Annotated in this window: 17 protein-coding genes and 2 tRNA genes; 9 read left to right on the plus strand and 10 right to left on the minus strand. The window is 72.7% G+C overall.

From position 1 onward, the window contains the following. Positions 1-68: 68 nt before the first annotated feature. Positions 69-2,384 carry a phosphoribosylformylglycinamidine synthase subunit PurL gene (gene purL, locus HGAM_RS17965; RefSeq protein WP_019144543.1) on the plus strand — a complete coding sequence of 772 codons (2,316 nt, stop codon included), beginning with the start codon at positions 69-71 and terminating at the stop codon, positions 2,382-2,384. Next, positions 2,384-2,734, plus strand: a complete 351-nt coding sequence (locus HGAM_RS05850) for a sterol carrier family protein (RefSeq protein ID WP_019144544.1) — start codon at positions 2,384-2,386, stop codon at positions 2,732-2,734. Before purL ends, HGAM_RS05850 begins: the two co-directional genes overlap by 1 nt. Positions 2,735-2,789: 55 nt before the next feature. Here HGAM_RS05850 and HGAM_RS17970 read toward each other — a convergent pair whose 3' ends face one another. Next, positions 2,790-4,100 (minus strand): glycoside hydrolase domain-containing protein, encoded by a 1,311-nt coding sequence (locus tag HGAM_RS17970; RefSeq protein ID WP_019144545.1) that lies wholly within the window; start codon positions 4,098-4,100, stop codon positions 2,790-2,792. A gap of 49 nt (positions 4,101-4,149) precedes the next feature. Continuing rightward, complete coding sequence (locus tag HGAM_RS05860; protein ID WP_019144546.1) at positions 4,150-5,709, minus strand: long-chain-fatty-acid--CoA ligase; 1,560 nt, start codon at positions 5,707-5,709, stop codon at positions 4,150-4,152. Between the two features lie 103 nt (positions 5,710-5,812). Between HGAM_RS05860 and purF the strand changes: the two genes are divergently transcribed. From purF to HGAM_RS20015, 3 genes are all read left to right on the plus strand, one after another. Next, entirely contained in the window at positions 5,813-7,303 is a 1,491-nt protein-coding gene (purF, locus tag HGAM_RS17975) for an amidophosphoribosyltransferase (protein WP_019144547.1), read from the plus strand. Next, a complete protein-coding gene (gene purM / locus HGAM_RS05870; protein WP_019144548.1) occupies positions 7,300-8,367 on the plus strand; it encodes a phosphoribosylformylglycinamidine cyclo-ligase in 1,068 nt (355 codons plus the stop codon). Before purF ends, purM begins: the two co-directional genes overlap by 4 nt. A 137-nt stretch (positions 8,368-8,504) precedes the next feature. Beyond that, entirely contained in the window at positions 8,505-8,681 is a 177-nt protein-coding gene (locus tag HGAM_RS20015; RefSeq protein WP_019144549.1) for a DUF3073 domain-containing protein, read from the plus strand. A 46-nt stretch (positions 8,682-8,727) separates the two neighbouring features. Here the strand turns inward: HGAM_RS20015 and HGAM_RS05880 are convergent, their stop codons facing one another. After that, positions 8,728-9,819, minus strand: a complete 1,092-nt coding sequence (locus tag HGAM_RS05880; protein WP_019144550.1) for a Glu/Leu/Phe/Val dehydrogenase dimerization domain-containing protein — start codon at positions 9,817-9,819, stop codon at positions 8,728-8,730. A 116-nt stretch (positions 9,820-9,935) separates the two neighbouring features. Here HGAM_RS05880 and HGAM_RS17980 point away from each other — a divergent pair, with 116 nt between their 5' ends. After that, complete coding sequence (locus tag HGAM_RS17980; protein WP_019144551.1) at positions 9,936-10,901, plus strand: sterol desaturase family protein; 966 nt, start codon at positions 9,936-9,938, stop codon at positions 10,899-10,901. Between the two features lie 370 nt (positions 10,902-11,271). Here the strand turns inward: HGAM_RS17980 and HGAM_RS05895 are convergent, their stop codons facing one another. Then, positions 11,272-12,030 (minus strand): SDR family oxidoreductase, encoded by a 759-nt coding sequence (locus HGAM_RS05895; RefSeq protein WP_019144553.1) that lies wholly within the window; start codon positions 12,028-12,030, stop codon positions 11,272-11,274. A gap of 129 nt (positions 12,031-12,159) precedes the next feature. Between HGAM_RS05895 and HGAM_RS17985 the strand changes: the two genes are divergently transcribed. After that, positions 12,160-13,464 (plus strand): APC family permease, encoded by a 1,305-nt coding sequence (locus tag HGAM_RS17985; RefSeq protein ID WP_019144554.1) that lies wholly within the window; start codon positions 12,160-12,162, stop codon positions 13,462-13,464. Here the strand turns inward: HGAM_RS17985 and HGAM_RS05905 are convergent. Then, positions 13,394-15,475 carry an MMPL family transporter gene (locus tag HGAM_RS05905; protein ID WP_038951591.1) on the minus strand — a complete coding sequence of 694 codons (2,082 nt, stop codon included), beginning with the start codon at positions 15,473-15,475 and terminating at the stop codon, positions 13,394-13,396. The two genes, HGAM_RS17985 and HGAM_RS05905, sit on opposite strands and share 71 nt — an antisense overlap. Positions 15,476-15,498: 23 nt before the next feature. On the opposite strand from HGAM_RS05905, the gene HGAM_RS05910 reads away from it, so the two are divergent. Beyond that, on the plus strand, positions 15,499-15,975 hold the full coding sequence (locus HGAM_RS05910; protein WP_019144556.1) for a MarR family winged helix-turn-helix transcriptional regulator: 477 nt from the start codon (positions 15,499-15,501) through the stop codon (positions 15,973-15,975). 1 nt (position 15,976) lies between these two features. Here the strand turns inward: HGAM_RS05910 and HGAM_RS05915 are convergent, their stop codons facing one another. After that, a complete protein-coding gene (locus HGAM_RS05915) occupies positions 15,977-17,752 on the minus strand; it encodes a hypothetical protein (protein WP_019144557.1) in 1,776 nt (591 codons plus the stop codon). A gap of 117 nt (positions 17,753-17,869) precedes the next feature. Further along, positions 17,870-18,616 carry an NADPH-dependent F420 reductase gene (locus HGAM_RS05920; RefSeq protein WP_019144558.1) on the minus strand — a complete coding sequence of 249 codons (747 nt, stop codon included), beginning with the start codon at positions 18,614-18,616 and terminating at the stop codon, positions 17,870-17,872. Between the two features lie 146 nt (positions 18,617-18,762). Here HGAM_RS05920 and HGAM_RS05925 point away from each other — a divergent pair, with 146 nt between their 5' ends. After that, positions 18,763-19,080, plus strand: coding sequence for an ArsR/SmtB family transcription factor (locus HGAM_RS05925; protein WP_019144559.1), 318 nt, complete (start codon positions 18,763-18,765; stop codon positions 19,078-19,080). Between the two features lie 50 nt (positions 19,081-19,130). Here the strand turns inward: HGAM_RS05925 and HGAM_RS05930 are convergent. The 3 genes from HGAM_RS05930 to HGAM_RS05940 form a co-directional block, all read right to left on the minus strand. Then, positions 19,131-19,207: transfer RNA gene (locus HGAM_RS05930), tRNA-Phe, on the minus strand. Positions 19,208-19,253: 46 nt separating this feature from the next. After that, positions 19,254-20,606: a dipeptidase gene (locus tag HGAM_RS05935; protein ID WP_019144560.1), complete on the minus strand. Its 1,353-nt coding sequence runs from the start codon at positions 20,604-20,606 to the stop codon at positions 19,254-19,256. A 121-nt stretch (positions 20,607-20,727) separates the two neighbouring features. After that, a tRNA-Asp gene (locus HGAM_RS05940) sits at positions 20,728-20,801 on the minus strand. Positions 20,802-20,861 lie beyond the last annotated feature (60 nt).

The following is a 20,861-nucleotide window of genomic DNA, read 5'->3' on the forward strand; positions in this document are numbered from 1 at the left end:
CAGCCTGCCCGGCCGGACCGACACTCGCGCCGGTCGGGCCCGCGGACGGCGCGGGTAGGATTCTCGGCGTGACCGACGCCGCCGCGCCCACCACCCGCCAGCTCGACACCGTCGAGGTCGCCACCGGCACCCCCGAGCGCGAGCTCCCGTGGTCCGAGCTGGGCCTCAAGGCCGACGAGTACGACCGCATCCGCGAGATCCTCGGCCGCCGCCCCACGGGCGCGGAGCTGGCCATGTACTCGGTGATGTGGAGCGAGCACTGCTCGTACAAGTCCTCCAAGGTGCACCTGAAGAAGTTCGGCGAGCTGTCCCAGGAGACGCCGCGCGGACGCACCCTGGCCGGCATCGGCGAGAACGCCGGCGTCATCGACATCGGCCAGGGCTACGCGGTCACCTTCAAGGTCGAGTCGCACAACCACCCGTCCTACGTCGAGCCCTACCAGGGCGCGGCCACCGGCGTCGGCGGCATCGTCCGCGACATCCTCGCGATGGGCGCCCGCCCGGTCGCCGTCATGGACCCGCTGCGCTTCGGCCCGCTGGACGCGGAGGACACCGCCCGCGTGCTGCCCGGCATCGTGGCCGGCGTCGGGGGCTACGGCAACTGCCTCGGCCTGCCCAACATCGGCGGCGAGGTCGTCTTCGACGAGACCTACCTGGGCAACCCGCTGGTGAACGCGCTGTGCGTCGGCGTGCTGCGCCACGAGGACCTGCACCTCGCCCACGCCACCGGCGTCGGCAACAAGGTCGTCCTCTACGGCGCCCGCACCGGCGGCGACGGCATCGGCGGCGTCTCGGTGCTCGCCTCGGAGACGTTCGACGCCGACGGCCCGGCCAAGCGCCCGAGCGTCCAGGTCGGCGACCCGTTCATGGAGAAGCTGCTCATCGAGTGCACGCTCGAGCTGTTCCGCGCGGGCGTCGTCAACGGCATCCAGGACCTCGGCGGCGCCGGCCTGTCGTGCGCCACGTCCGAGCTGGCCAGCGCCGGCGACGGCGGCATGCACGTCGAGCTCGACACCGTGCCGCTGCGCGACTCCAGCCTCTCGCCCGAGGAGATCCTCATGAGCGAGAGCCAGGAGCGCATGATGGCCGTCGTCGAGCCCGCGCACCTGGACGGCTTCATGGCGATCTGCGAGAAGTGGGACGTCGAGGCCGTCGTGGTCGGCGAGGTCACCGACACCGGCCGCCTGGTCATCGACTGGCACGGCGAGACCGTCGTCGACGTGCCGCCGCGCTCGGTCGCGCACGACGGTCCCACCTACGAGCGTCCCTACGCCCGTCCGGACTGGCAGGACGCCCTGCAGGCCGACGCGGCCGAGGCGCTGGCCCGTCCGGCCAGCGGCGACGCGCTGCGCGAGCAGCTGCTCGACGTGCTCGCCTCGCCGAACCAGGCCGACAAGTCGTGGGTCACCGACCAGTACGACCGCTACGTGCAGGGCAACACCGTCATGTCGCAGCCCGACGACGGCGGCGTGGTGCGCATCGACCCCGAGACCAACCTCGGCGTCGCCGTGGCCACCGACTGCAACGGCCGCTTCGCCAAGCTCGACCCGTACGCCGGCGCCCAGCTCGCGCTGGCCGAGGCGTACCGCAACGTCGCGGTCACCGGCGGCGAGCCGCTGGCCGTCACCGACTGCCTGAACTTCGGCTCGCCCGAGGACCCGGCCGTCATGTGGCAGTTCGAGCAGGCCACGCACGGCCTGAAGGACGGCTGCGCCGAGCTCGGCATCCCGGTCACCGGCGGCAACGTGTCGTTCTACAACCAGACCGGCGACGTCGCGATCCTGCCGACGCCGGTCGTCGGCGTGCTCGGCGTGGTGGACGATGTCCGCCGCCGCGTGCGCAGCGGCTTCACCGGTGCCGACGAGCACGTGCTGCTGCTCGGCGAGACCCGCGAGGAGCTCTCCGGCTCCGCGTGGGCCGGCGTCGTCCACGACCACCTGGGCGGCATGCCCCCGGCGGTCGACCTGCAGGCCGAGAAGGCCCTCGGCGCGCTGCTGCGTGCGGCCATCGACGCCGGCCTGCTGACGTCCGCGCACGACCTGTCCGACGGCGGCCTGGCGATCGCGCTGGCCGAGTCGGTCATCCGGAACGGCGTCGGCGCGCACGTCGAGCTCGACGACCCGTTCGTCGACCTGTTCAGCGAGTCCGCCTCGCGCGCCGTCGTCACCGTCCGCGAGGACCAGCATGAGGCGTTCATGACGCTGGCCGAGCAGCACGGCGTCGTCGTGTCGTCCATCGGACGCACCGGCGGCGACGCGCTCGAGGTCGCCGGGTCGTTCAGCGTCCCGGCCGCCGAGCTCGAGCAGCGCTGGCGCGCGACCCTGCCCGCGGTGCTCGGCCACACGATCCCCGGCGCCATCGGCACCACCGCCGTCCAGGGCTGATGGCCCGCCGGCTCGTCCCGCTCCCGCCCGAGGAGGCGTCGGCGCTGCTCGCGCGGCTCGACGCCGGCGAGGCCGACCGCGCCGAGCTCAAGGCGATCGTCAAGCACCTGCTCGCGCTGCTGGCCGAGCGGGCGCCGGGCCGCAGCGTCGAGGTGCGCGTGCCCCCGTTCGCGGCCGTCCAGTGCATCGAGGGTGCCCGGCACACGCGCGGCACGCCGCCGGCGGTCGTCGAGATGGACGCTGACACCTGGATCGCGCTGGCGCGTGGCCGGCTGGCCTGGGCCGACGCGAAGGTCTCGGCCTCCGGCGAGCGCTCCGACCTGTCGCCGTACCTGCCGCTGTCGTCCTGACACGACGACGGCCGCCCCACCCGGAGGTGGGACGGCCGTCGTGGGCCGGGCCGGGTCAGGACCGGCGGCCGGCCTGCAGCTTGCGCCAGACCGAGGCCTCCAGCGTCTGGTAGCCCGGCAGGCCGTTCTTCTGCCGGTAGCGCTTGACCGCCACGGCGGTGCGGGCGTCGAAGAACCCGTTGACGCTGACGTTCGCGCCTCCCGCCTTGAGCGCGCGCTGGGCCCGCCAGACCTTCTCGCCGGTGGAGCCGTACTTGAGCACGCCGCCGGTCGAGCCCTCGGCGAGCAGGGCGGCCCACACGGTGCTGCTGACGCGACCGTTGGCCGACCAGCCCTTCGAGCGGCGGTACGTGTTCACGGCCCGGGCGGTGGCCGACGAGTAGCTGCTGCTCACCGACTTCACCAGCCCCTCGCGGCGCAGCAGGCAGCGGAGCAGCTTCACCTGCGTGTTGCGGTTGCCCTTGCGCAGCGACTTGTAGCGCGACTGGTTCAGGGGCACGCCGCACGCCTTCTTGGCGCGGGTGGCTCGCGAGCCGCCCCCGGTCTGCAGGAAGTTGCGGTCGATGTTGACCGTCGCGCCGCCGTACGAGGCCTTGGTGTCCAGGTCGTACTGGTGGATCCGGCGGCCCTTCCAGCCGGCGTCCGCCAGGTACTTGCCGCCCGAGACGTCGGCCCGGCCGTTCTCCCACGCCATCCACAGGTGGTAGGGCTGGGTGAAGCCCTTGCGCTTGGTGCGCCGGGCCTCGTCGACCGACATGATCGCCGCGGCGCCGCTGGAGTAGAGACCGGCGCGGTAGCCGCGCTTGGCGACCCGCTCGTTCCAGGCGTCGATGAACTGCAGCGTCGCCTCGTTGCAGGCCCGGTTGCCGCGGTTGTAGTACTCGATGTCCAGGTACAGGACGTTCTTGGCCCCGAAGCCGTAGCGGCGCGCGGCGGCCGCGGCCTCGTCGGCGTCGACGCGCGCCTGCTGGCGGGCGGTGCGGACGTCGGAGGACATCCGCGACTTCTTGCCGCTGAAGCACGGCGCCTGGTAGCCGACGTGGATCGGCAGGAAGCGCCATCCGCGGTCGGCCTGGCGCTTCACCCACGCGGGGCTCAGGTTCGGCTGCGCGCTCTCGGGGCAGGCCCGGGCGCGGCCGGACGTGTAGATGCCGACGACCGAGAACGGTGACGTCATGCGCCAGGCGTCCATCACCTGGTTCGACGGCGCCACGCAGGTGTCGAAGGCGAAGCCGGTGAAGCGGCCGGGGGTCTTCGGGCTGGCGGCACCGGCCGGCGCGGCGAGGGCGACCAGCAGGCCCGCGACGAGCGCGAGCGAGGCGGCCAGGCCGAGCCGGCGCGTGGCCGGGCGATGGAAGGTGTCCATGCCCTCCAGGGAAACACGGTCTGCCGGCCGGTGGCAAAGTTATCGCAGGTCAGACCTGGCGCGACGCCTGGCTCCAGTACGGCTTGCGCAGCTCGCGCTTGAGGATCTTGCCCGACGGGTTGCGCGGCAGCTCGCCGAGCACGTCGAAGCTGGACGGCACCTTGTAGTGGGCGAGCCGCTCGCGGGCGAAGCCGCGCAGGTCGTCCGCGGTCGTCGTCGAGCCCTCCTTGAGCACGACGACGGCCTTGACCGCCTCGCCCCAGCGGTCGTCCGGCACGCCGATGACCGCCAGCTCGAGCACGTCGGGGTGCTCGGCCAGGACCCGCTCCACCTCGGGGGAGTACACGTTCTCGCCGCCGGTGATGATCATGTCCTTGATCCGGTCCTCGATGAACACGAAGCCGCCGTCGTCGACCCGGCCGACGTCGCCCGACCGCAGCCAGCCGTCGTCGGCGAACAGCTCGGCGGTGGCCTCCGGACGTCCGAGGTAGCCGGGGGTGGACTGCTCGGTGCGCCACCACAGCTCGCCGGCCGTGCCGGGCTCGACGTCGCGGCCGGTGGCCGGGTCGACGACGCGCAGCTCGACCCCCTCGATCGGGCGTCCGGCCGAGACCAGCCGCTCGGGGTGCGCCTCGTCGCGGTGGGCGGCGTCGTCCAGGATCGTGGCCACGCCGCACATCTCGGTCATGCCGTAGACCTGCATGAAGTGGGTCGTCGGCCAGGCCTCGAGCGCCGTCCGCAGCACCGGCAGCGGCATCGGCGCGGCGCCGTAGCTGAACACCTTGAGCCGGCTGAACAGCGCCATCGCCTCCGGCCCGGCCTGGATGAGCCCGGCCACGACGGCTGGGACGAGGAACGCGTGGGTGCAGCCGGCCATGACCGCGCCGGCCAGCTTGGCGCCCTCGACCTCGCGCACCACGTAGGCCGGGATGCCCGCGGCCGGCCCGAAGAACGCGTACGAGGAGCCGCCGACGTGGAACATCGGCATGGCGACCATGAGCATGTCGTCGTCGGCGTAGTCGACGTCGCCGCCGCCGTGCGCGGTGTGCTGCACGAGGTTGTGCTGGGTGAGCATGACGCCCTTGGGACGTCCGGTCGTGCCGGAGCTGTACATGACGGTGACGACGTCGTCAGGCGTGACGGCCGGGTCCTGGTCGAGCGGCTCGCCCGACGCGACCAGCGCCTCGTACTCGTCGTCGGGCCCGCCGACCACCACCACGCGCTCGACGTTCGTCAGCCGGTCGCGCACCAGGTTCACGGTGTCGAGCAGCTCGTGGCCGACGAGCAGCACCGTGGCCCCGCTGTCGTTGACGACGTAGTCGAGCTCGTCGCCGGCGAGGCGCCAGTTGACGATCGCCTGCTTGGCGCCGAGCAGCGCGGCGGCGTACGTGGTCTGCATGATCGCCGGGTTGTTCTTGTCCAGGAAGGCCACCGTGCCGCCGCGCCCGACCCCCGCCGCCCGCAGCGCCCCGGCCAACCGCCGGGCACCGTCGGCGGCCTCGGCCCAGGTCCAGGAGCGGCCCTCGTAGAGCCAGCACGGGGCGTCCGGCTTCTCCTGCTCGCGCTGCCGCAGGTGGTCGAAGACGAAGGTGGCGGGCGGGACGGCCATGGTGGACTCCTGAGGGTGTGAGCCAGATCACCCGGAGCGTAGGGCGAGCGCGGGTGCATCGCGGGTGGTCGAGGCACCGCCGGGCGTCCCGTAGACTGGCGAGGTGCCTCGCGGAGACGGACGCCTTACGCACGACCTCGATCCTCAGGACCGTGGACCCCAGGACGCCTGCGGCGTCTTCGGGGTCTGGGCCCCGGGGGAGGAGGTCGCCAAGCTGACCTACTTCGGGCTCTACGCCCTGCAGCACCGCGGCCAGGAGTCCGCCGGCATCGCGGTGAGCAACGGCCGCCAGATCCTGGTCTACAAGGACATGGGCCTGGTCTCCCAGGTGTTCGACGAGGCCACGCTCGAGTCGCTCACCGGCGACGTCGCGATCGGCCACTCGCGCTACTCGACCACCGGCGCTAGCGTCTGGCAGAACGCCCAGCCGACGTTCCGGCCCACCGCCACCGGCTCGGTCGCCCTGGCCCACAACGGCAACCTCACGAACACCGCCGAGCTGATCGCCACCCTCGCCGAGCGCGAGACCGGCACCCCGGCCCGACAGGGTGAGCTGCAGACGTCCGACACCGGGGCCATGGCCTCGCTGCTGTCGTCCTACCCCGACCGCACCGTCGAGCAGGCCGCCTTCGAGGTGCTGCCCATGCTCCGCGGCGCGTTCTCCCTGGTCTTCATGGACGAAGGGACGCTCTACGCCGCCCGTGACCCGCAGGGCATCCGCCCGCTGGTGCTCGGCCGGCTCGAGAGCGGCTGGGTCGTGGCCAGCGAGACCGCCGCGCTCGACATCGTCGGCGCCTCCTACATCCGCGAGGTCGAGCCGGGCGAGTTCATCGCCATCGACGCCGCGGGCGTGCGCAGCGAGCGGTTCGCCCCCGCCGCGCCGAAGGGCTGCCTGTTCGAGTTCGTCTACCTCGCGCGTCCCGACACCCGCATCTCCGACCGCCGCGTGCACACCGTGCGGGTGGAGATCGGCCGCCGCCTGGCCCGCTCCAACCCGGTCGAGGCCGACCTGGTCATCCCGGTGCCGGAGTCGGGCACGCCGTCGGCGATCGGCTACGCCGAGGAGTCCGGCATCCCGTTCGGCCACGGCCTGGTGAAGAACTCCTACGTCGGACGCACGTTCATCCAGCCCTCGCAGACGCTGCGCCAGCTGGGCATCCGGCTCAAGCTCAACCCGCTGCGCGACGTCATCGCCGGCAAGCGGCTCGTGGTGGTCGACGACTCGATCGTCCGCGGCAACACCCAGCGCTCGCTCGTGCGGATGCTGCGCGAGGCCGGCGCCGCCGAGGTGCACGTGCGCATCTCCAGCCCGCCGGTCAAGTGGCCCTGCTTCTACGGCATCGACTTCGCCTCGCGCGCCGAGCTCATCGCCAACGGCGCCTCGACCGAGGAGATCTGCCGCTCGATCGGTGCCGACTCGCTCGCGTACGTCGAGCTGGACGAGCTCATCGAGGCCACGGAGGTCCCCAAGGACGACCTGTGCCGCGCCTGCTTCGACGGCATCTACCCGGTGCCGCTCCCCGAGGACGACCTGATCGGCAAGCACCTGCTCGAGGACCGCACGCCGAACCCCGAGCTGAAGGTGCTGCCATGACCACGTCCCCCAGCAGCTACGCCGCCGCCGGCGTCTCCGTCGCCGAGGGCGACCGCGCCGTCGAGCTGATGAAGCAGTGGGTCGAGAAGTCCCGCCGGCCCGAGGTCGTCGGCGGCATCGGCGGCTTCGCCGGCCTGTTCGACGCCTCCGCGCTCAAGCGCTACTCCCGCCCGCTGCTGGCCACCTCGGCCGACGGCGTCGGCACCAAGGTCGCCATCGCCCAGGCCATGGACGTCCACGACACGATCGGGTTCGACCTGGTCGGCATGCTCGTCGACGACCTGGTCGTGTGCGGTGCCGAGCCGCTGTTCCTCACCGACTACATCGCCACCGGCAAGGTCGTGCCAGAGCGCATCGCCGACATCGTCAAGGGCATCGCGATGGCCTGCGCCGAGTCGGGCACCGCGCTGCTCGGCGGCGAGACGGCCGAGCACCCCGGTCTGCTGGGCGTCGACGAGTACGACGTCGCCGGCTCGACCACCGGCGTGGTCGAGGCCGACCGCCTGCTGGGCGCCGAGCTCGTCCGCCCCGGCGACGTCGTGGTCGCCATGCGCTCGTCCGGCCTGCACTCCAACGGCTACTCGCTGGTGCGCCACGTCCTGCTCAACCAGGCCGGCTGGCAGCTCGACCGCGAGGTGCCCGAGCTCGGCGGCACCCTGGGTGCCGAGCTGCTCACCCCGACGCGGCTGTACACCAAGCCGTGCCTGGCGCTGGCCGACCAGCTCGAGGTCCACGCGATGTCGCACGTCACCGGCGGCGGGCTCGCCGCCAACCTGGCGCGCGTCCTGCCCGACTCGGTGTCGGTGCGCGTCGACCGCGGCACCTGGACCCGCCAGCCGATCTTCGACCTCGTCGAGCAGGTGGGCTCGGTGCCGCAGGCCGACCTCGAGGAGGCGCTCAACATCGGCGTCGGCATGATCGCGCTGGTCGCTCCCGACGCCGCCGACGCGGCCGTCCGGCTGCTCGCCGACCACGGTGTCGACGCCTGGATCGCCGGCGACGTCGCCGCCGCGGGCGTGCACGGAGACGGCGGGACGGTCACCCTCACGGGCACCCACGGCTAGGCCGTCGAACGTCCCTGAGGCACCACGAGTCACCCCGGTGTGACATCCGTGGGGCTGGTTCGTGCTTTCCCGTCATCGTTGGGTAGGGTGGGTGCCACGACGTATTGATGCCTATCTCTCTGTGAGGGGGTCGACCCATGGGGCGCGGCCGAGCCAAAGCCAAACAGACCAAGGTCGCTCGCGATCTGAAGTACCGAACGTTCGACACGGACTTCACCGATCTTCAGCGCGAGCTCCACGGGGAGTCGGGTGACCCGATCCCCGACCAGTACGTCGACCTCGTGCATCAGCGCGAGGACCCGGCCGCCAGCTGAGCTGGCCAGCCGGGCCCTCGCCCGTCTGCTCGTCTCGATCCTGCTGCTACGGCAGCAGGATCGAGCGCAGTCGTCCCACCTGACGCATCCGCTGCTCGGCCAGTCGGTCGGCAGCCTGCGACGGCGGCACACCCTCCGCCTTCGCGGTCTCCAGCACGTCCAGCGTGGTGTCGAAGATGCCCGTGGCGCGTGACTTGGCGCGGTCGAAGTCGAAGCCCTCGAGCTCGTCGGCCACCTGGATGACGCCTCCGGCGTTGACGCAGTAGTCCGGCGCGTACACGATGCCGCGGTCGGCCAGCTGCTTCTCCACGCCGGAGTGCGCCAGCTGGTTGTTGGCGGCGCCGCACACGATGCGCGCGGTCAGGACGTCCACCACCTCGTCGCTGAGCGCTCCGCCGAGCGCGCAGGGCGCGTAGACGTCGAGCTGGTCGCGCACGAGCGCGTCGGTGGACTCCGCGACCTCGATGCCCGGGTACGTCTCGCGCAGCCGCTCGACGGCGGCAGCGTCGACGTCGGTGACGACCACGCGGGCGTCCGCCTCGACAAGCAGCCCGGTGAGGTGGCGACCGACCTTGCCCACACCGGCCACGCCCACGCGGCGTCCGGCCAGCGAGGTGTCGCCCCAGACGTGCTGCGCGCTCGCGCGCATGCCCTGGAAGACGCCCCAGGCGGTGAGCACCGAGGAGTCGCCAGCACCGCCGTGCTCGACGGTGCGGCCGGTGACGTAGCGCGTCTCGCGGGCGATGACGTCCATGTCGGGGCTGAAGGTGCCGACGTCGCAGGCGGTGAAGTAGCGGCCGCCCAGGGTGTCGACGAACCGGCCGTACGCGCGCAGCAGCGCCTCGGACTTGTCGCGGCGCGGGTCGCCGATGATGACCGCCTTGCCGCCGCCCAGGTCGAGGCCGGCGAGCGCGTTCTTGTAGGCCATGCCCTGGCTGAGCGCGAGGACGTCGGCGAGCGCGGCCTGCTCGGAGCCGTACGGGTAGAAGCGCGTGCCGCCGAGGGCGGGGCCCAGCGCGGTCGAGCTGATGGCGATGATCGCCTTGAGGCCGGAGTCGGCGTCGTGGCAGAACACGACCTGCTCGTGCGGCGCGCCGAAGGCGGACACGGGCAGGTCGTCGGTGCGGTGGTCGGTCACGGTGGTGAGCTCCTCGGTTCGCGGACGGCGGTGGTGGGCCGGCCGGTGGTGCGGCCACGGGGTGTGGTGGCCTGGCCCCACTGTAGTGCGACCTGCGTCACACCTACGATCGCGGCATGGACCTGTGGGAGTCGTTGGACCCGCTCAAGAACCCGTTGACGTACGCCGCGCCGTTCTTCGTGCTCTGCATCGGCATCGAGCTGGCCGCTCTGCGCTGGCTGGACGACGACCACGAGCACCCGCGCACCGGGTACGAGGCGAAGGACGCACGCACCAGCATCTCGATGGGCGTGGTGTCCGTCGCGGTGCTGACCGTCTACAAGATCATCACCTTCTTCGCCTTCGTGGCGGTGTACTCCTACCTGGCGCCGTGGCAGCTGCCCACCGACACCTGGTGGTACTGGCTGCTCGTCGTCCTCGGCGTCGACCTGGCCTACTACTGGCACCACCGCTTCTCGCACCGCGTGCGGCTGGGCTGGGCCGGGCACCAGGCCCACCACAGCAGCGAGTTCATGAACTTCGGCACCGCGCTGCGGCAGAAGTGGAACCCGTGGTTCGAGTTCTTCTTCTGGCTCCCGCTGCCGTTGCTCGGGTTCGCCCCGTGGACGCTGTACGTGGCGTTCGCGCTCAACCTCGTCTACCAGTTCTTCACCCACACCGAGACGATCGGACGGCTGCCGCGGCCGGTGGAGTGGCTGTTCAACACCCCGTCCCACCACCGCGTCCACCACGGCAGCGACGCGGAGTACCTCGACACGAACTACGGCGGCATCCTCATCGTCTGGGACCGGATGTTCGGCACCTTCGTGCGCGAGGGGCGGCGGCCGACGTACGGACTGACCAAGCCGGTGGGCACGCACAACCTGCTGCGGCTCCAGTACGGCGAGTACGCCCGCATCGTCCGCGACCTGCGGCATGCGCGGTCGTGGCGCGAGCGGGCCGGCTACGTCCTCGGCCCGCCCGGCTGGGTGCCTGCGGGTGAGAGCGCCACCAGCACGTCCCCGGAGTCGCCGGACGCGACGACGGCCGAGACGAGCCAGGACGTCCGCGTGTCGACCAGGGCGAAGTCGTCCCACTCGTAGCCGGGCACGACCTCGAGCAGTCCGACGGCCGTGAGGCGGTGGTGCCCGCTGAGGTCGGGCGCGCGACCGGCGACGTGCACCTGCACGGCGAGGTCACCGCAGTGCAGCACGAGCTCGAGCGGGGCCCGGCCGGAGAGCGCCCACTCGACCGGGCGCTGGGCCGAGACGGTCCCCGTGGCCCGATAGCGGCGCTGGGCGGCCGGGGCCGACGCGTCGACGGCCAGCACGCCGTCGCCGCTGAGCGGTGGGCCGACAGCGTCCGCGTGGAGCCGCAGCCCGACGCCGTGCCAGATCTCGCCTGGTGCCGGCCGTGGCGGGTCGTCATCGGCTGACGCAGCGCCGGACAGCAGCGCCCACCACGGCTGACCCGTCACAGGGCGCGGGTGGCGCCGCCGTCGACCGGCAGCATGACGCCGGTGAGGTAGCCGGCAGCGGGGGAGAGGACGAACGCGGCGACACGGCCGAACTCCTCGGGACGTCCGTAGCGGCGCAGCGGGATCGTCGCCGAGCCGGCGGCCCGGGCGGCCTCGGGGTCGCCGCCCAGCGCGTCCAGCTCCTGCACGCGCTCGGTGTCGACGCGACCGGGCAGCAGCCCGTTGACGCGCACGCCACGCGGGCCGAGCTCGTCCGCGAGGGTCTTGGCCGCCATGGCCAGGCCGGGCCGCAGCCCGTTGCTCAGGCCGAGCCCGCCGATCGGCTGCTTGACCGACGTGGACAGGACGAACGCGATCGACCCGCCGTCCTCGGTCAGGGCTCCGGCGACCGCACGGGCCACGCGCAGGCCGCCGACGACGATGCTGTCGAACGCCGCGCGCCACTGCTCGTCCGTCGCCTCGGAGACCGGGCCCGGGGGCGGACCGCCCACGCTCACGAGCGCTCCGTCGAGCCGGCCGAAGCGCTCGAGCGCCGCGTCGACGAGGGCCTGCGCGGTGCCCGGGTCGGCGTTGTCGAGGGCGAGACCGTGGGCGCGCTCGCCGAGCGCCGCCACGGTGGCGTCGACGCTCTCCTGGGTGCGGGACGAGACCACCACGTTCGCGCCCTCGGCGACGAGCACCTCCGCCGTGGCGCGGCCGAGGCCGCGGGTGCCGCCGGTGACGAGAAAGGTGCGTCCGCTGAGTCCGAGGTCCATGTCGTCACGGTATCCCCGTCCGTTCACCCGGACGCGGCATGCTCGGACCGTGAGCGAGCGGAGCGAGCGAGCCGTTAAGAGCATCGCGGACGGGCCTTCGTACCGTGCGCTCTTCACGGAGGTCCGTCCGTGAGCGAGCGGAGCGAGCGAGCCGTCGAGGGCATCGCGGACGGGCTGCGGCGACGGCTGGGGCTGGGGTCGGCGGTCGTCATCGGGCTGGGCTCGATGCTGGGCGCCGGCGTCTTCGTCGCGCTCGCGCCGGCGGCGGCGCTGGCCGGGGACGCGCTGCCGGTCGCGCTCGTGGTGGCCGCCCTCGTCGCCGCGGCCAACGCGTCCTCGATGGCGGTGCTGGCGGCCCGCTGGCCGCAGTCGGGCGGGGCCTACGTGTACGGGCGCGAGGCGCTCGGACCGGTGTGGGGCTATCTGGCCGGCGTCGCGTTCGTGGTGGGGAAGCTGGCGTCGTGCGCGGCGATGGCGCTCGCCGTGGGCGCCTACGCCTGGCCCGGGCACGCACGCGTCGTGGCAGTACTCCTGGTCGTCGGGCTGACGGCGCTCGGCTGGTGGGGCGTGCAGCGGACGACGGTGGTGATGGCCGTGATCGTCACGGTCGTCCTCGTGGCCCTGGCGGCAGTCGTCGCCGTGGGCGCCGGGGCGCCGCGGGTGGTCGGTGGCGCCGAGCCGGGCGGCGTCCGCGACGTGCTGGCCGCCGCCGGGGTCATGTTCTTCGCCTTCGCCGGGTACGCCCGGGTCGCGACGCTGGGGGAGGAGGTGCGCGACCCGGCGCGCACCGTCCCGCGGGCGGTCGGGATCGCGCTCGGCGTCGTCCTGGTCGTCTACGCGGCGGTCGCCTGGACCGGTGTGCGCGTGCTCGGTGTCGAGGACCTCGCCGCCTCGACCGCGCCGCTGGTGGACGTCGTCGAGGCGGCCGGCGCCGACGCGCTCGCGCCCGTCGTCCGGGTCGCGGCGGCGCTCGCCGCGGGCGGTGCGCTGCTGGCGCTGCTGCTGGGTGTCTCCCGCACGGTGCTGGCCCTCGCCCGCGACCGACACCTGCCCGGCGTCCTGGCGGGCGTCGACGCTCGTCATGGCGTCCCCCGTCCCGCCGAGGCCGCGATCGCCGTGGTCGTGGCGCTCCTGGTGCTGGTCGGCGACCTCGGGACGGTCGTCGGTGCGTCGTCCTTCGGGGTGCTGCTCTACTACGCCGTCGCCAACGCGGCGGCGCTCACGCTGCGGACGCGGCGAGGCCGGCGTCGGGTGGTGCCCGTCGCCGGCCTCGCCGGGTGCCTCGCGCTCGGCTGGACGCAGCCGCTGGACGCGGTGCTGCCCGGTGCCGTCGTGCTCGCGCTGGCGCTGGTCGCCTACGCGGTCACGCGGCGTGCGCGCCCGGGGCGTGCGGCTTCGACAGACGGTTCGGCCACCAGAACCAGCGACCCGTGACCGCGACGAGCGCCGGGGTCACGACGCTGCGCACCAGCAGGGTGTCGAGCAGGACGCCGAAGCCGACGACGACCCCGAGCTGGGCGAGCAGCACCAGCGGCAGGACACCGAGCACGGTGAACACCGCCGCCAGCAGGATGCCGGCGCTGGTGATCACGCCGCCGGTGACCGCCAGCGCGCGGACGATGCCGTCGGTCGCGTCCCCGGTGGCCGCCGTCTCCTCGCGGGCACGGGCCGTGAGGAAGATGTTGTAGTCGACGCCCAGCGCCACCAGGAAGATGAACGCGAGCAGCGGCGTGCTGACGTCCATGGCCGAGTAGTCGAGCCAGCGGAACACGAGCCAGCCGACGCCGAGCGCCGACAGGTAGCTGAGCACCGTGGTCGAGGCGAGCAGCACCGCCGCGACCACCGAGCGCAGCAGCACGAGCAGCATCACCAGCACCACGCCCAGGACGATCGGTATGAGCAGCGCCCGGTCGTCGGCCGCGGTGGCGCGCTCGTCGATGTCCTCGGCGTCCGCACCGCCCACCAGGGCCTTCGGGTCGGCGTCGTCGAGAGCGACGCGCAGGTCGCGGATGGTGTCCAGGCTGTCGTCCGTGCCGGGGTCCGCGGACAGCGTCACCGAGACCTCGGCGTACCGGTCGTCGCGGCCCTGGACGGTGGCGTCCTCGACCCCGTCCACCTGCTTCGCGGCTGCGACCACGTCCTCGGCCTTGTCGGGGCTCGTGACGACGGTGGTGGGGGACGACAGGCCGCCGGGGAAGCCCTCCGACAGCGTCTTCTGCGCCGAGATCGACTCCGGCTCGTCCAGGAACTGCTCGCTCTGGCCGAGACCGGTCTTGAGGCCGAGCAGGGGCAGCGCCATCGCGACGAGCGCGGCGAGGCTGACCACCAGGACGACAGCGGGACGACGGGTCACGCCGGTGCCGAGCCGGCCCCAGAACCCGCTGTACTCCTTGCCCTCCTGGCCCTGGCGCGGGACGAACGGCCAGAACAGCCAGCGGCCGGGCAGCACCATCGCCGACGGCAGCACGACGAGGGCGTAGAGGACGGCGACCACGATGCCGAGCGCGCCGGCGGCACCGATGCTGCTGACGAACGGGGACTCCGCGAGCGTGAGCGCGACCAGGGCGAGGGCGACGGTGCCCGAGCTGGACAGGATCGCCGGAGCGGCCGCGCCGACCGCGTGCCGCATGGCGTCGCGCCGGTCCTCGTAGCGGCGCAGCTCCTCGCGGTAGCGGGCGATGACCAGCAGGGCGTAGTTGGTGCCCGCGCCGAACACCAGCACGGACGTGATGCCGGTGATCGAGCCGTCGATGGGCTTGTCCAGCAGGTTCGACGCGTAGTCGAGCGAGACCGCCGCGACACGGTCGGCGACGGCGATGACCGCGAGCGGGACGAGCCACAGCCACGGGCTGCGGTACGTGATGAGCAGGAGCAGCGCGACGACGCCGGCGGTGACGGCCAGCAGGCGCGTGTCGGCGCCGTCGAACACCTTGCCCAGGTCGGCCTGGACGGCGGGCCCGCCGGTGACCTCGGCGGTCACGCCATCGGGCGTCCACTCGGCGACGGCGTCACGCAGCTCCTGGACGTTGTCGGCGTTCTCGTCGTTGGAGACGTCGCCGGGCAGCGGCAGGGCGAGCAGCGCGAGCGTCCCGTCCTCCGACGGCACGGGCGGGCTGGCCTCGCCGAGGTCGGCGAGGTCCTGGCGCAGGCCGGCGATGGCGGTGAGGTCCTGGCCGGTGAGCTTCTCCCCGTCACGCGAGAACACGACGATCGCCGGGGCGTCCTCGGCACCGGGCAGCTGGGCCGTGGCCTTCTTGGCCAGCGCCGACTCGGCGTCGTCCGGCAGGTTCGAGCCCGCGCCGCTGCCCTCGACGGGGTCGGGCGCGAACATCATCACCAGGACGGACACGACGAGCGCCGCCAGCACGACGAGGATCGAACGCTTGCGGCCCACGAGGTGCACGAACGGGACGCGCGAATTCGTTCGATGATCGAAAGAAGTCATGTCGCGATACTAGACTGGCCGTCGTGACGACGCCCGCCGACCTCCCCGACCCGCGCCGCCGGGTCGTGATGCTGCTGCAGGCGTTCTCCGCCGCGGCCCAGCGCTACGCCGAGGCCGCCGGGGCCCAGCGCGGTCTGCACCGCTCCGACCTGCACGCGCTGCTGGCGGTCATGCAGGCGACGATGGCTGGACGCGCGACGAGCCCCGGCGAGCTCGCGCGCGCGGTCGGGCTCACTCCGTCGGCCACCACCACCGTGATCGACCGTCTGGTCGCGTCGGGCCACGCCGAGCGCGAGCCCGACCCGCTCGACCGGCGGCGCACCATCGTGCGTCCGACCGAGAGCGCCCGCACCGACGGCCGCGAGATGTTCCGCCCGCTCGGCGACGCGATGAGCGTCGTCGTCGACGACCTGGACGACGCCGAGCTCGAGGTCGTCACACGCTTCCTGCACCGCGCGATCCAAGCCACGACCGAGGCCGCCGAGGCGGCCCAGGGCTAGGTCAGCCGCTCACTCTCGCGGTGCGGGACCACGCAGTCGCTGTCCGGTAGCCGGTGTGGCCCACCGTCACCTTCACGCGGATCCGGACTCCGGCCAGCCGCTGCGTGATCTTCAGCCGTGACTTCGTCGCGCCCTTGATCGCCCTATTGCCGGCGTACCACTGATAGCGCACGCGGGTCGGACGGGGGCTCCAGCGGCCCTTGGACACCCGTGCCGTGTCGCCGACCTGGAGTTGTTTCTGGTTGTCGATGGCGGGCGGGGCGGCCAGGGATCGGACCATGTTCGCTAGCTGCACCCGCACGGTCGCCGTCTCCACTGCGACAGGGCGGTAGCCCACTTGCGTCAGCGTGACACGAGCCCGGAGGCTGCGCCCCGCGAGACGCCACGACAGTCGGCCGGGCGGGTTCGCCAGCGGCTTGCCGTCCAAGTACCACTGAGTGCGGAACCGGTAGTCGTCCGAGCCTGCGACAAAAGGTGTCGGAGTCCAGGTCCGGAAGATGTCGTGCACGGCAGGCGCTTGTCCGACCCGCGCGCGCAGCACCCGAGGACGCGAGACGAGACGTCGGGCGGTCGCGCCCACGACGACCGAGGTCTCGGCGGCGATGCGTCGCCCCTCCAGATCCTGGGTGACGCGGACGCGGAGAGTCCTGCCGACGGACGTGCGCGGAGGCAGGTACCTGCCGTAGGAGTTCGATTCCATGAGTTTTCCGTCGAGGAACCACTGGTAGACGACGTACTGGCCATTGATCCACTCGCCGGCGAGGCGTGCGCCAGTCTCGACGTCAGCCGTCGTGCGGCCGAGCGTCACGGCGACGTCGCGGTCGAGCGGCTCCGAGACTCGCTGCGTCTCGCTCCAGTGCACGGTGTCGGGGTGTCCGGCACGCCTGACCACCGTCCTGGCAGCTACGCGATGACCGTGGTGCTGCGACCCGGCCGAGAAGATCCGGCCCGGTGCTCCGTCCACGGGGTGCATGGTGCTCGTGCCGGAGTACCACTGCTGGTCCAGGACGGTCGTTCCCTCCGCCCACGTGCCGAGTCGCAGCTCGAAAGTCCCGTCGTAGCGAGGTTCGCTCACGGAGGGGTGCACGATCGGCTGGATGAGTCCCGCCGACATCGGGACGTCGACCTCGACGCTCTGGATCGACCCCGGCTTCACGACGATGTCCTGGTCCTGATCGACAGGGACGGGCGTGACACCTTCCGAACGCTGGCCCCGCGCGTTGCGCCCGGGCATCGCCTCGAGGTGCAACCGGTATGTCCCGGGTTCGAGGCCGTGGAACGGTGCCCACCACGGCGACTGATCGATCAGGAAGGTGTGCCGGGTGGGCAGCCAGGAGTCGCTCTCTCGGCGCAGCAGCTGGACCTGCAGGCTGCCTTGCTGGGGGGCGCACTCGACCACGATGCTGCCGCCCAGGGTTATCGACGCGTCAATTCCTGTGACCGCGCCTCCGGGAATGACGACGACAGCGGCCGGGTCCTGGCCGCCCCAGTGCTGACGGACCACGGACCTGCCGCCGGCGAAAAGTACGCGGTAGGTGCCCTTCGGGACGGCGATCGACCATCGCCCTTGCCCATCGGGACGAGTCGCGGCGATCGCAGAGCTCTCCGCCGAACGGATGATGAGGACCTCGACGTCCGTGACGTCCCCGCCGGCAAGGGTCACGGTGCCGGAGATGGTGCCGGTCTCGTCCGCCGCAGTGGCGGTCGTGGACGGGCCTGCAAGGGCGCCGACCACGAGGGCCAGGAGCAGTGGCAGGGCGAAGAAGGGTCGGCGCATGGAATCCCCCGGTCTCGAGCGTCGGCCTGCCGAGAGTACGGCAGGCCGGTGCCCGAGCGGGCCGGAATCGGGGGACTCGTGGGCGTCCGGCCGGTGGCCGACCGGACGCCGTCCCGGTCAGTCGGCGAGGGGGCGGTGCGCGGCCCGGTTCGTCGCGACGACCTCGTCGTGCGACGGCCAGGCGGTGAGCCCCGCGTAGTGCTCGGTCAGGCGGTCGCGGGTGAGCGGGGCCTGGTCCTTGACGGCGGCGGCGAGCGCGCGGCGCAGGTCCTCGGCGCCCAGCTCGGTGCAGTAGGCGGGCGTGCCCGGCTGCTGGCGCCACGAGTCGGCCAGCGGGCCGGCGTCGACCGCGTCGAAGCCGGTGTCGTCGACTAGGCCCATGACGAGCTGTCGGGCGTCGGCGGAGTCAGCAGCGACCGGGATGGCGATGCGGTCCGGCGACCCGGCGGGGAGGCCCCGCTCCTGCTGGGTCGCGGCGAGGGCGGCGTTCCACGCCTTCACGACCGGGCGTCCGAGCTGCTCCTGGGCCCAGAGGCTCTCGACCTGGCCCTGGTCGATCGGCTCGACCCGTCCGTTCATGTCCGGGTAGTAGTTCGAGGTGTCGACGACGACCGTGCCCTCGGCGGCCGTGGCGAGCAGGCCGGCGAGGTCGGGCTGGCGGCCGAAGGGGATGGACAGGACGACGACGTCCCGGTCGAGCACCGCGTCGTCGAGCTCGACGGCCCGGACGCCGGCGGCGAGGACGTCGGCGGCCACGGCCTCGGGACCGCGAGCGTCGGCGGCCAGGACGTCGTGGCCGGCCTCGCTGAGCCGGCGGGCGAGGTTGCCGCCGATGGCTCCGGTGCCGATGACGGTGATCTTCATGGGTCTTCCTCCGTAGGTGGTCGGCGAGGCCGGCGCACGGGGCGCCGGTGCCTCGGCCGGGTGACTTGATGTACGTTCGTCGTCGTACATGAAGACCGTAGCCCATGTACGCACAGATGCGTACATAGGGGTGGAGGGAGTGCCTGGTGGCCAGTCGGCTGGCGAGTCCGCTCGCGATCCCGGACGAGGGCGAGATCGACCTGTTCGAGGTGATGTCGGCGCTCACCGACCCGGTGCGGCGGGCGATCGTCTCGAGCATCGCGGCCGAGCCCGGCCGGGCCTGCAGCAGCGACGACTTCGGCGTCTCGAAGTCGACGCTCACCCGACACTGGCGGATCCTGCGCGAGTCGGGGCTCATCCGCCAGGAGGTCGACGGCACGCGGCACCGCAACTGGGTCCGCCGCGAGGAGCTCGACCGCCGGTTCCCCGGCCTCATGGACCTCGTCCTCGACCAACGGCCCTAGCGCCGCGAACGACGAAGCCCCCGCACCGAGGTGCGGGGGCTTCGTCGTGGTGGTGGCCAGGGCCGGGGTCGAACCGGCGACCTACCGCTTTTCAGGCGGTCGCTCGTACCAACTGAGCTACCTGGCCGTGCTTGCGAGCAAGCGACGATCACCTTACCCGATGGGCTCGGGGCTCAGGAAACCGGTCCCACGTCGGCCAGACGCTGCAGCAGCAGCGTCTCGGCCAGGCAGACACGCGCGAACTCGGCCAGGTGCAGCCCCTCGTCGATGCCGTGGGCGCGGGTGTCCGGGTCCTCGACGCCGGTCACCAGCACGGCCGCGTCCGGGAAGATGCGGGCGAACTCGGCGATGAACGGGATCGAGCCACCCATGCCCATGTCGACCGGCTCGGTGCCGTCCCAGGCGTCGCGGAAGGCGCTGCGCGCGGCGTCGTACGCCGGGCCGGTCGCGTCGACCGCGTAGGGGGATCCCACCTCGCCGCGGGTCACCTCGATCTTCGCGCCGAACGGGGCGTGCTGCTCAAGGTGGCGCTGCAGGGCGTCCAGGTGCGCCTCGGCGTCGCCACCGGGCGCGACCCGCATGCTGATCTTGGCCCGCGCCGACGGCGACAGGGTGTTCGACGCGACGTCGACCGGGGTCGCGTCGATGCCGATGACGCTGATCGCCGGCTCGGCCCACAGTCGCTGGACGACCGAGCCGGTGCCGATCTGCTCGACGCCGTCGAGCACGCCGGACTCGGCCCGGAGCCGGTCCTCGGGGTAGGTGAGGTCGGCAGCGGTGCCGTGGTGCAGACCCTCGACCGCCACCGAGCCGTCAGCGTCGTGCAGGGTCGCCACGAGCCGGCACAGCGTGGTCAGCGCGTCCGGGACGACGCCGCCCCACATGCCCGAGTGGACGGCGTGGTCGAGCGTGCGGACGGTGACCTCGCAGTCGACCAGGCCGCGCAGCGAGACGGTGAGGGCCGGGACGCCGACGTCCCAGTTAGCCGAGTCGGCGATGACGATGGCGTCCGCGGCCAGCTCGTCGCGGTACGTGGTCAGCAGCTCGACGAGCGTGGGGGAGCCGGACTCCTCCTCGCCCTCGACGAACACGGTGACGCCGACCGGCGGGTGGCCGCCGTGCGCCCGGAAGGCGGCCAGGTGCGCGGCGATGCCGGCCTTGTCGTCGGCGGCGCCGCGGGCGAACAGCCGGTCGCCGCGCTGCGTCGGCTCGAACGGCGGGGACGTCCACAGGCGCTCGTCGCCGACCGGCTGCACGTCGTGGTGGGCGTAGAGCAGGACGGTCGGCGCGCCCTCGGGCGCGGGATGGTGCGCGATGACCGCGGGGGCGCCGTCGTCGACCGACACGATCTTGGTCTGCGCGAAGCCCGCCTCGCGGAGCAGCCGCTCGACCTCGGTCGCCGAGCGGCGGACGTCGTCACGGTGCTCGGGCTGGGCCCACACCGAGGGGATGCGCACGAGCTGGTCCAGGTCGGACAGCACGCTCGGCAGGACGTCGTTCAGGCGGGAGGTCAGCGCGTCGGACATGGCTTCACCCTGCCACGGGCTCCCGTCGACAGGCTCAGGGACCGGTCCCTCGAGGAGCTCAGGGTGCGGGCACGAAAAAGCCGAGAGGCCGGTCATGACGACCGGCCTCTCGGCTTTCCTGCGACCCCGACGGGACTCGAACCCGCGACCTCCGCCGTGACAGGGCGGCGCGCTAACCAACTGCGCCACGGGGCCATGTTGCTGTTCCTGCTGCGGCCCTGCTCTCGCTGAGCCGACGGCAACTCTAACCTACCC

It is taken from the genome of Aeromicrobium massiliense JC14 (assembly GCF_000312105.1).
Lineage (GTDB): Bacteria > Actinomycetota > Actinomycetes > Propionibacteriales > Nocardioidaceae > Aeromicrobium > Aeromicrobium massiliense.

What these genes read in the sequence shown, in the direction of transcription:
- HGAM_RS05895 (WP_019144553.1), bottom strand. Translation starts at nt 12,030, where the DNA reads ATGGACCTCGGACTCAGCGGACGCACCTTTCTCGTCACCGGCGGCACC.
- HGAM_RS17970 (WP_019144545.1), bottom strand. Translation starts at nt 4,100, where the DNA reads ATGGACACCTTCCATCGCCCGGCCACGCGCCGGCTCGGCCTGGCCGCC.
- HGAM_RS05860 (WP_019144546.1), bottom strand. Translation starts at nt 5,709, where the DNA reads ATGGCCGTCCCGCCCGCCACCTTCGTCTTCGACCACCTGCGGCAGCGC.
- HGAM_RS20015 (WP_019144549.1), top strand. Translation starts at nt 8,505, where the DNA reads ATGGGGCGCGGCCGAGCCAAAGCCAAACAGACCAAGGTCGCTCGCGAT.
- HGAM_RS17980 (WP_019144551.1), top strand. Translation starts at nt 9,936, where the DNA reads ATGGACCTGTGGGAGTCGTTGGACCCGCTCAAGAACCCGTTGACGTAC.
- HGAM_RS05850 (WP_019144544.1), top strand. Translation starts at nt 2,384, where the DNA reads ATGGCCCGCCGGCTCGTCCCGCTCCCGCCCGAGGAGGCGTCGGCGCTG.
- HGAM_RS05920 (WP_019144558.1), bottom strand. Translation starts at nt 18,616, where the DNA reads ATGAAGATCACCGTCATCGGCACCGGAGCCATCGGCGGCAACCTCGCC.
- HGAM_RS05905 (WP_038951591.1), bottom strand. Translation starts at nt 15,475, where the DNA reads ATGACTTCTTTCGATCATCGAACGAATTCGCGCGTCCCGTTCGTGCAC.
- HGAM_RS05935 (WP_019144560.1), bottom strand. Translation starts at nt 20,606, where the DNA reads ATGTCCGACGCGCTGACCTCCCGCCTGAACGACGTCCTGCCGAGCGTG.
- purM (WP_019144548.1), top strand. Translation starts at nt 7,300, where the DNA reads ATGACCACGTCCCCCAGCAGCTACGCCGCCGCCGGCGTCTCCGTCGCC.
- HGAM_RS05915 (WP_019144557.1), bottom strand. Translation starts at nt 17,752, where the DNA reads ATGCGCCGACCCTTCTTCGCCCTGCCACTGCTCCTGGCCCTCGTGGTC.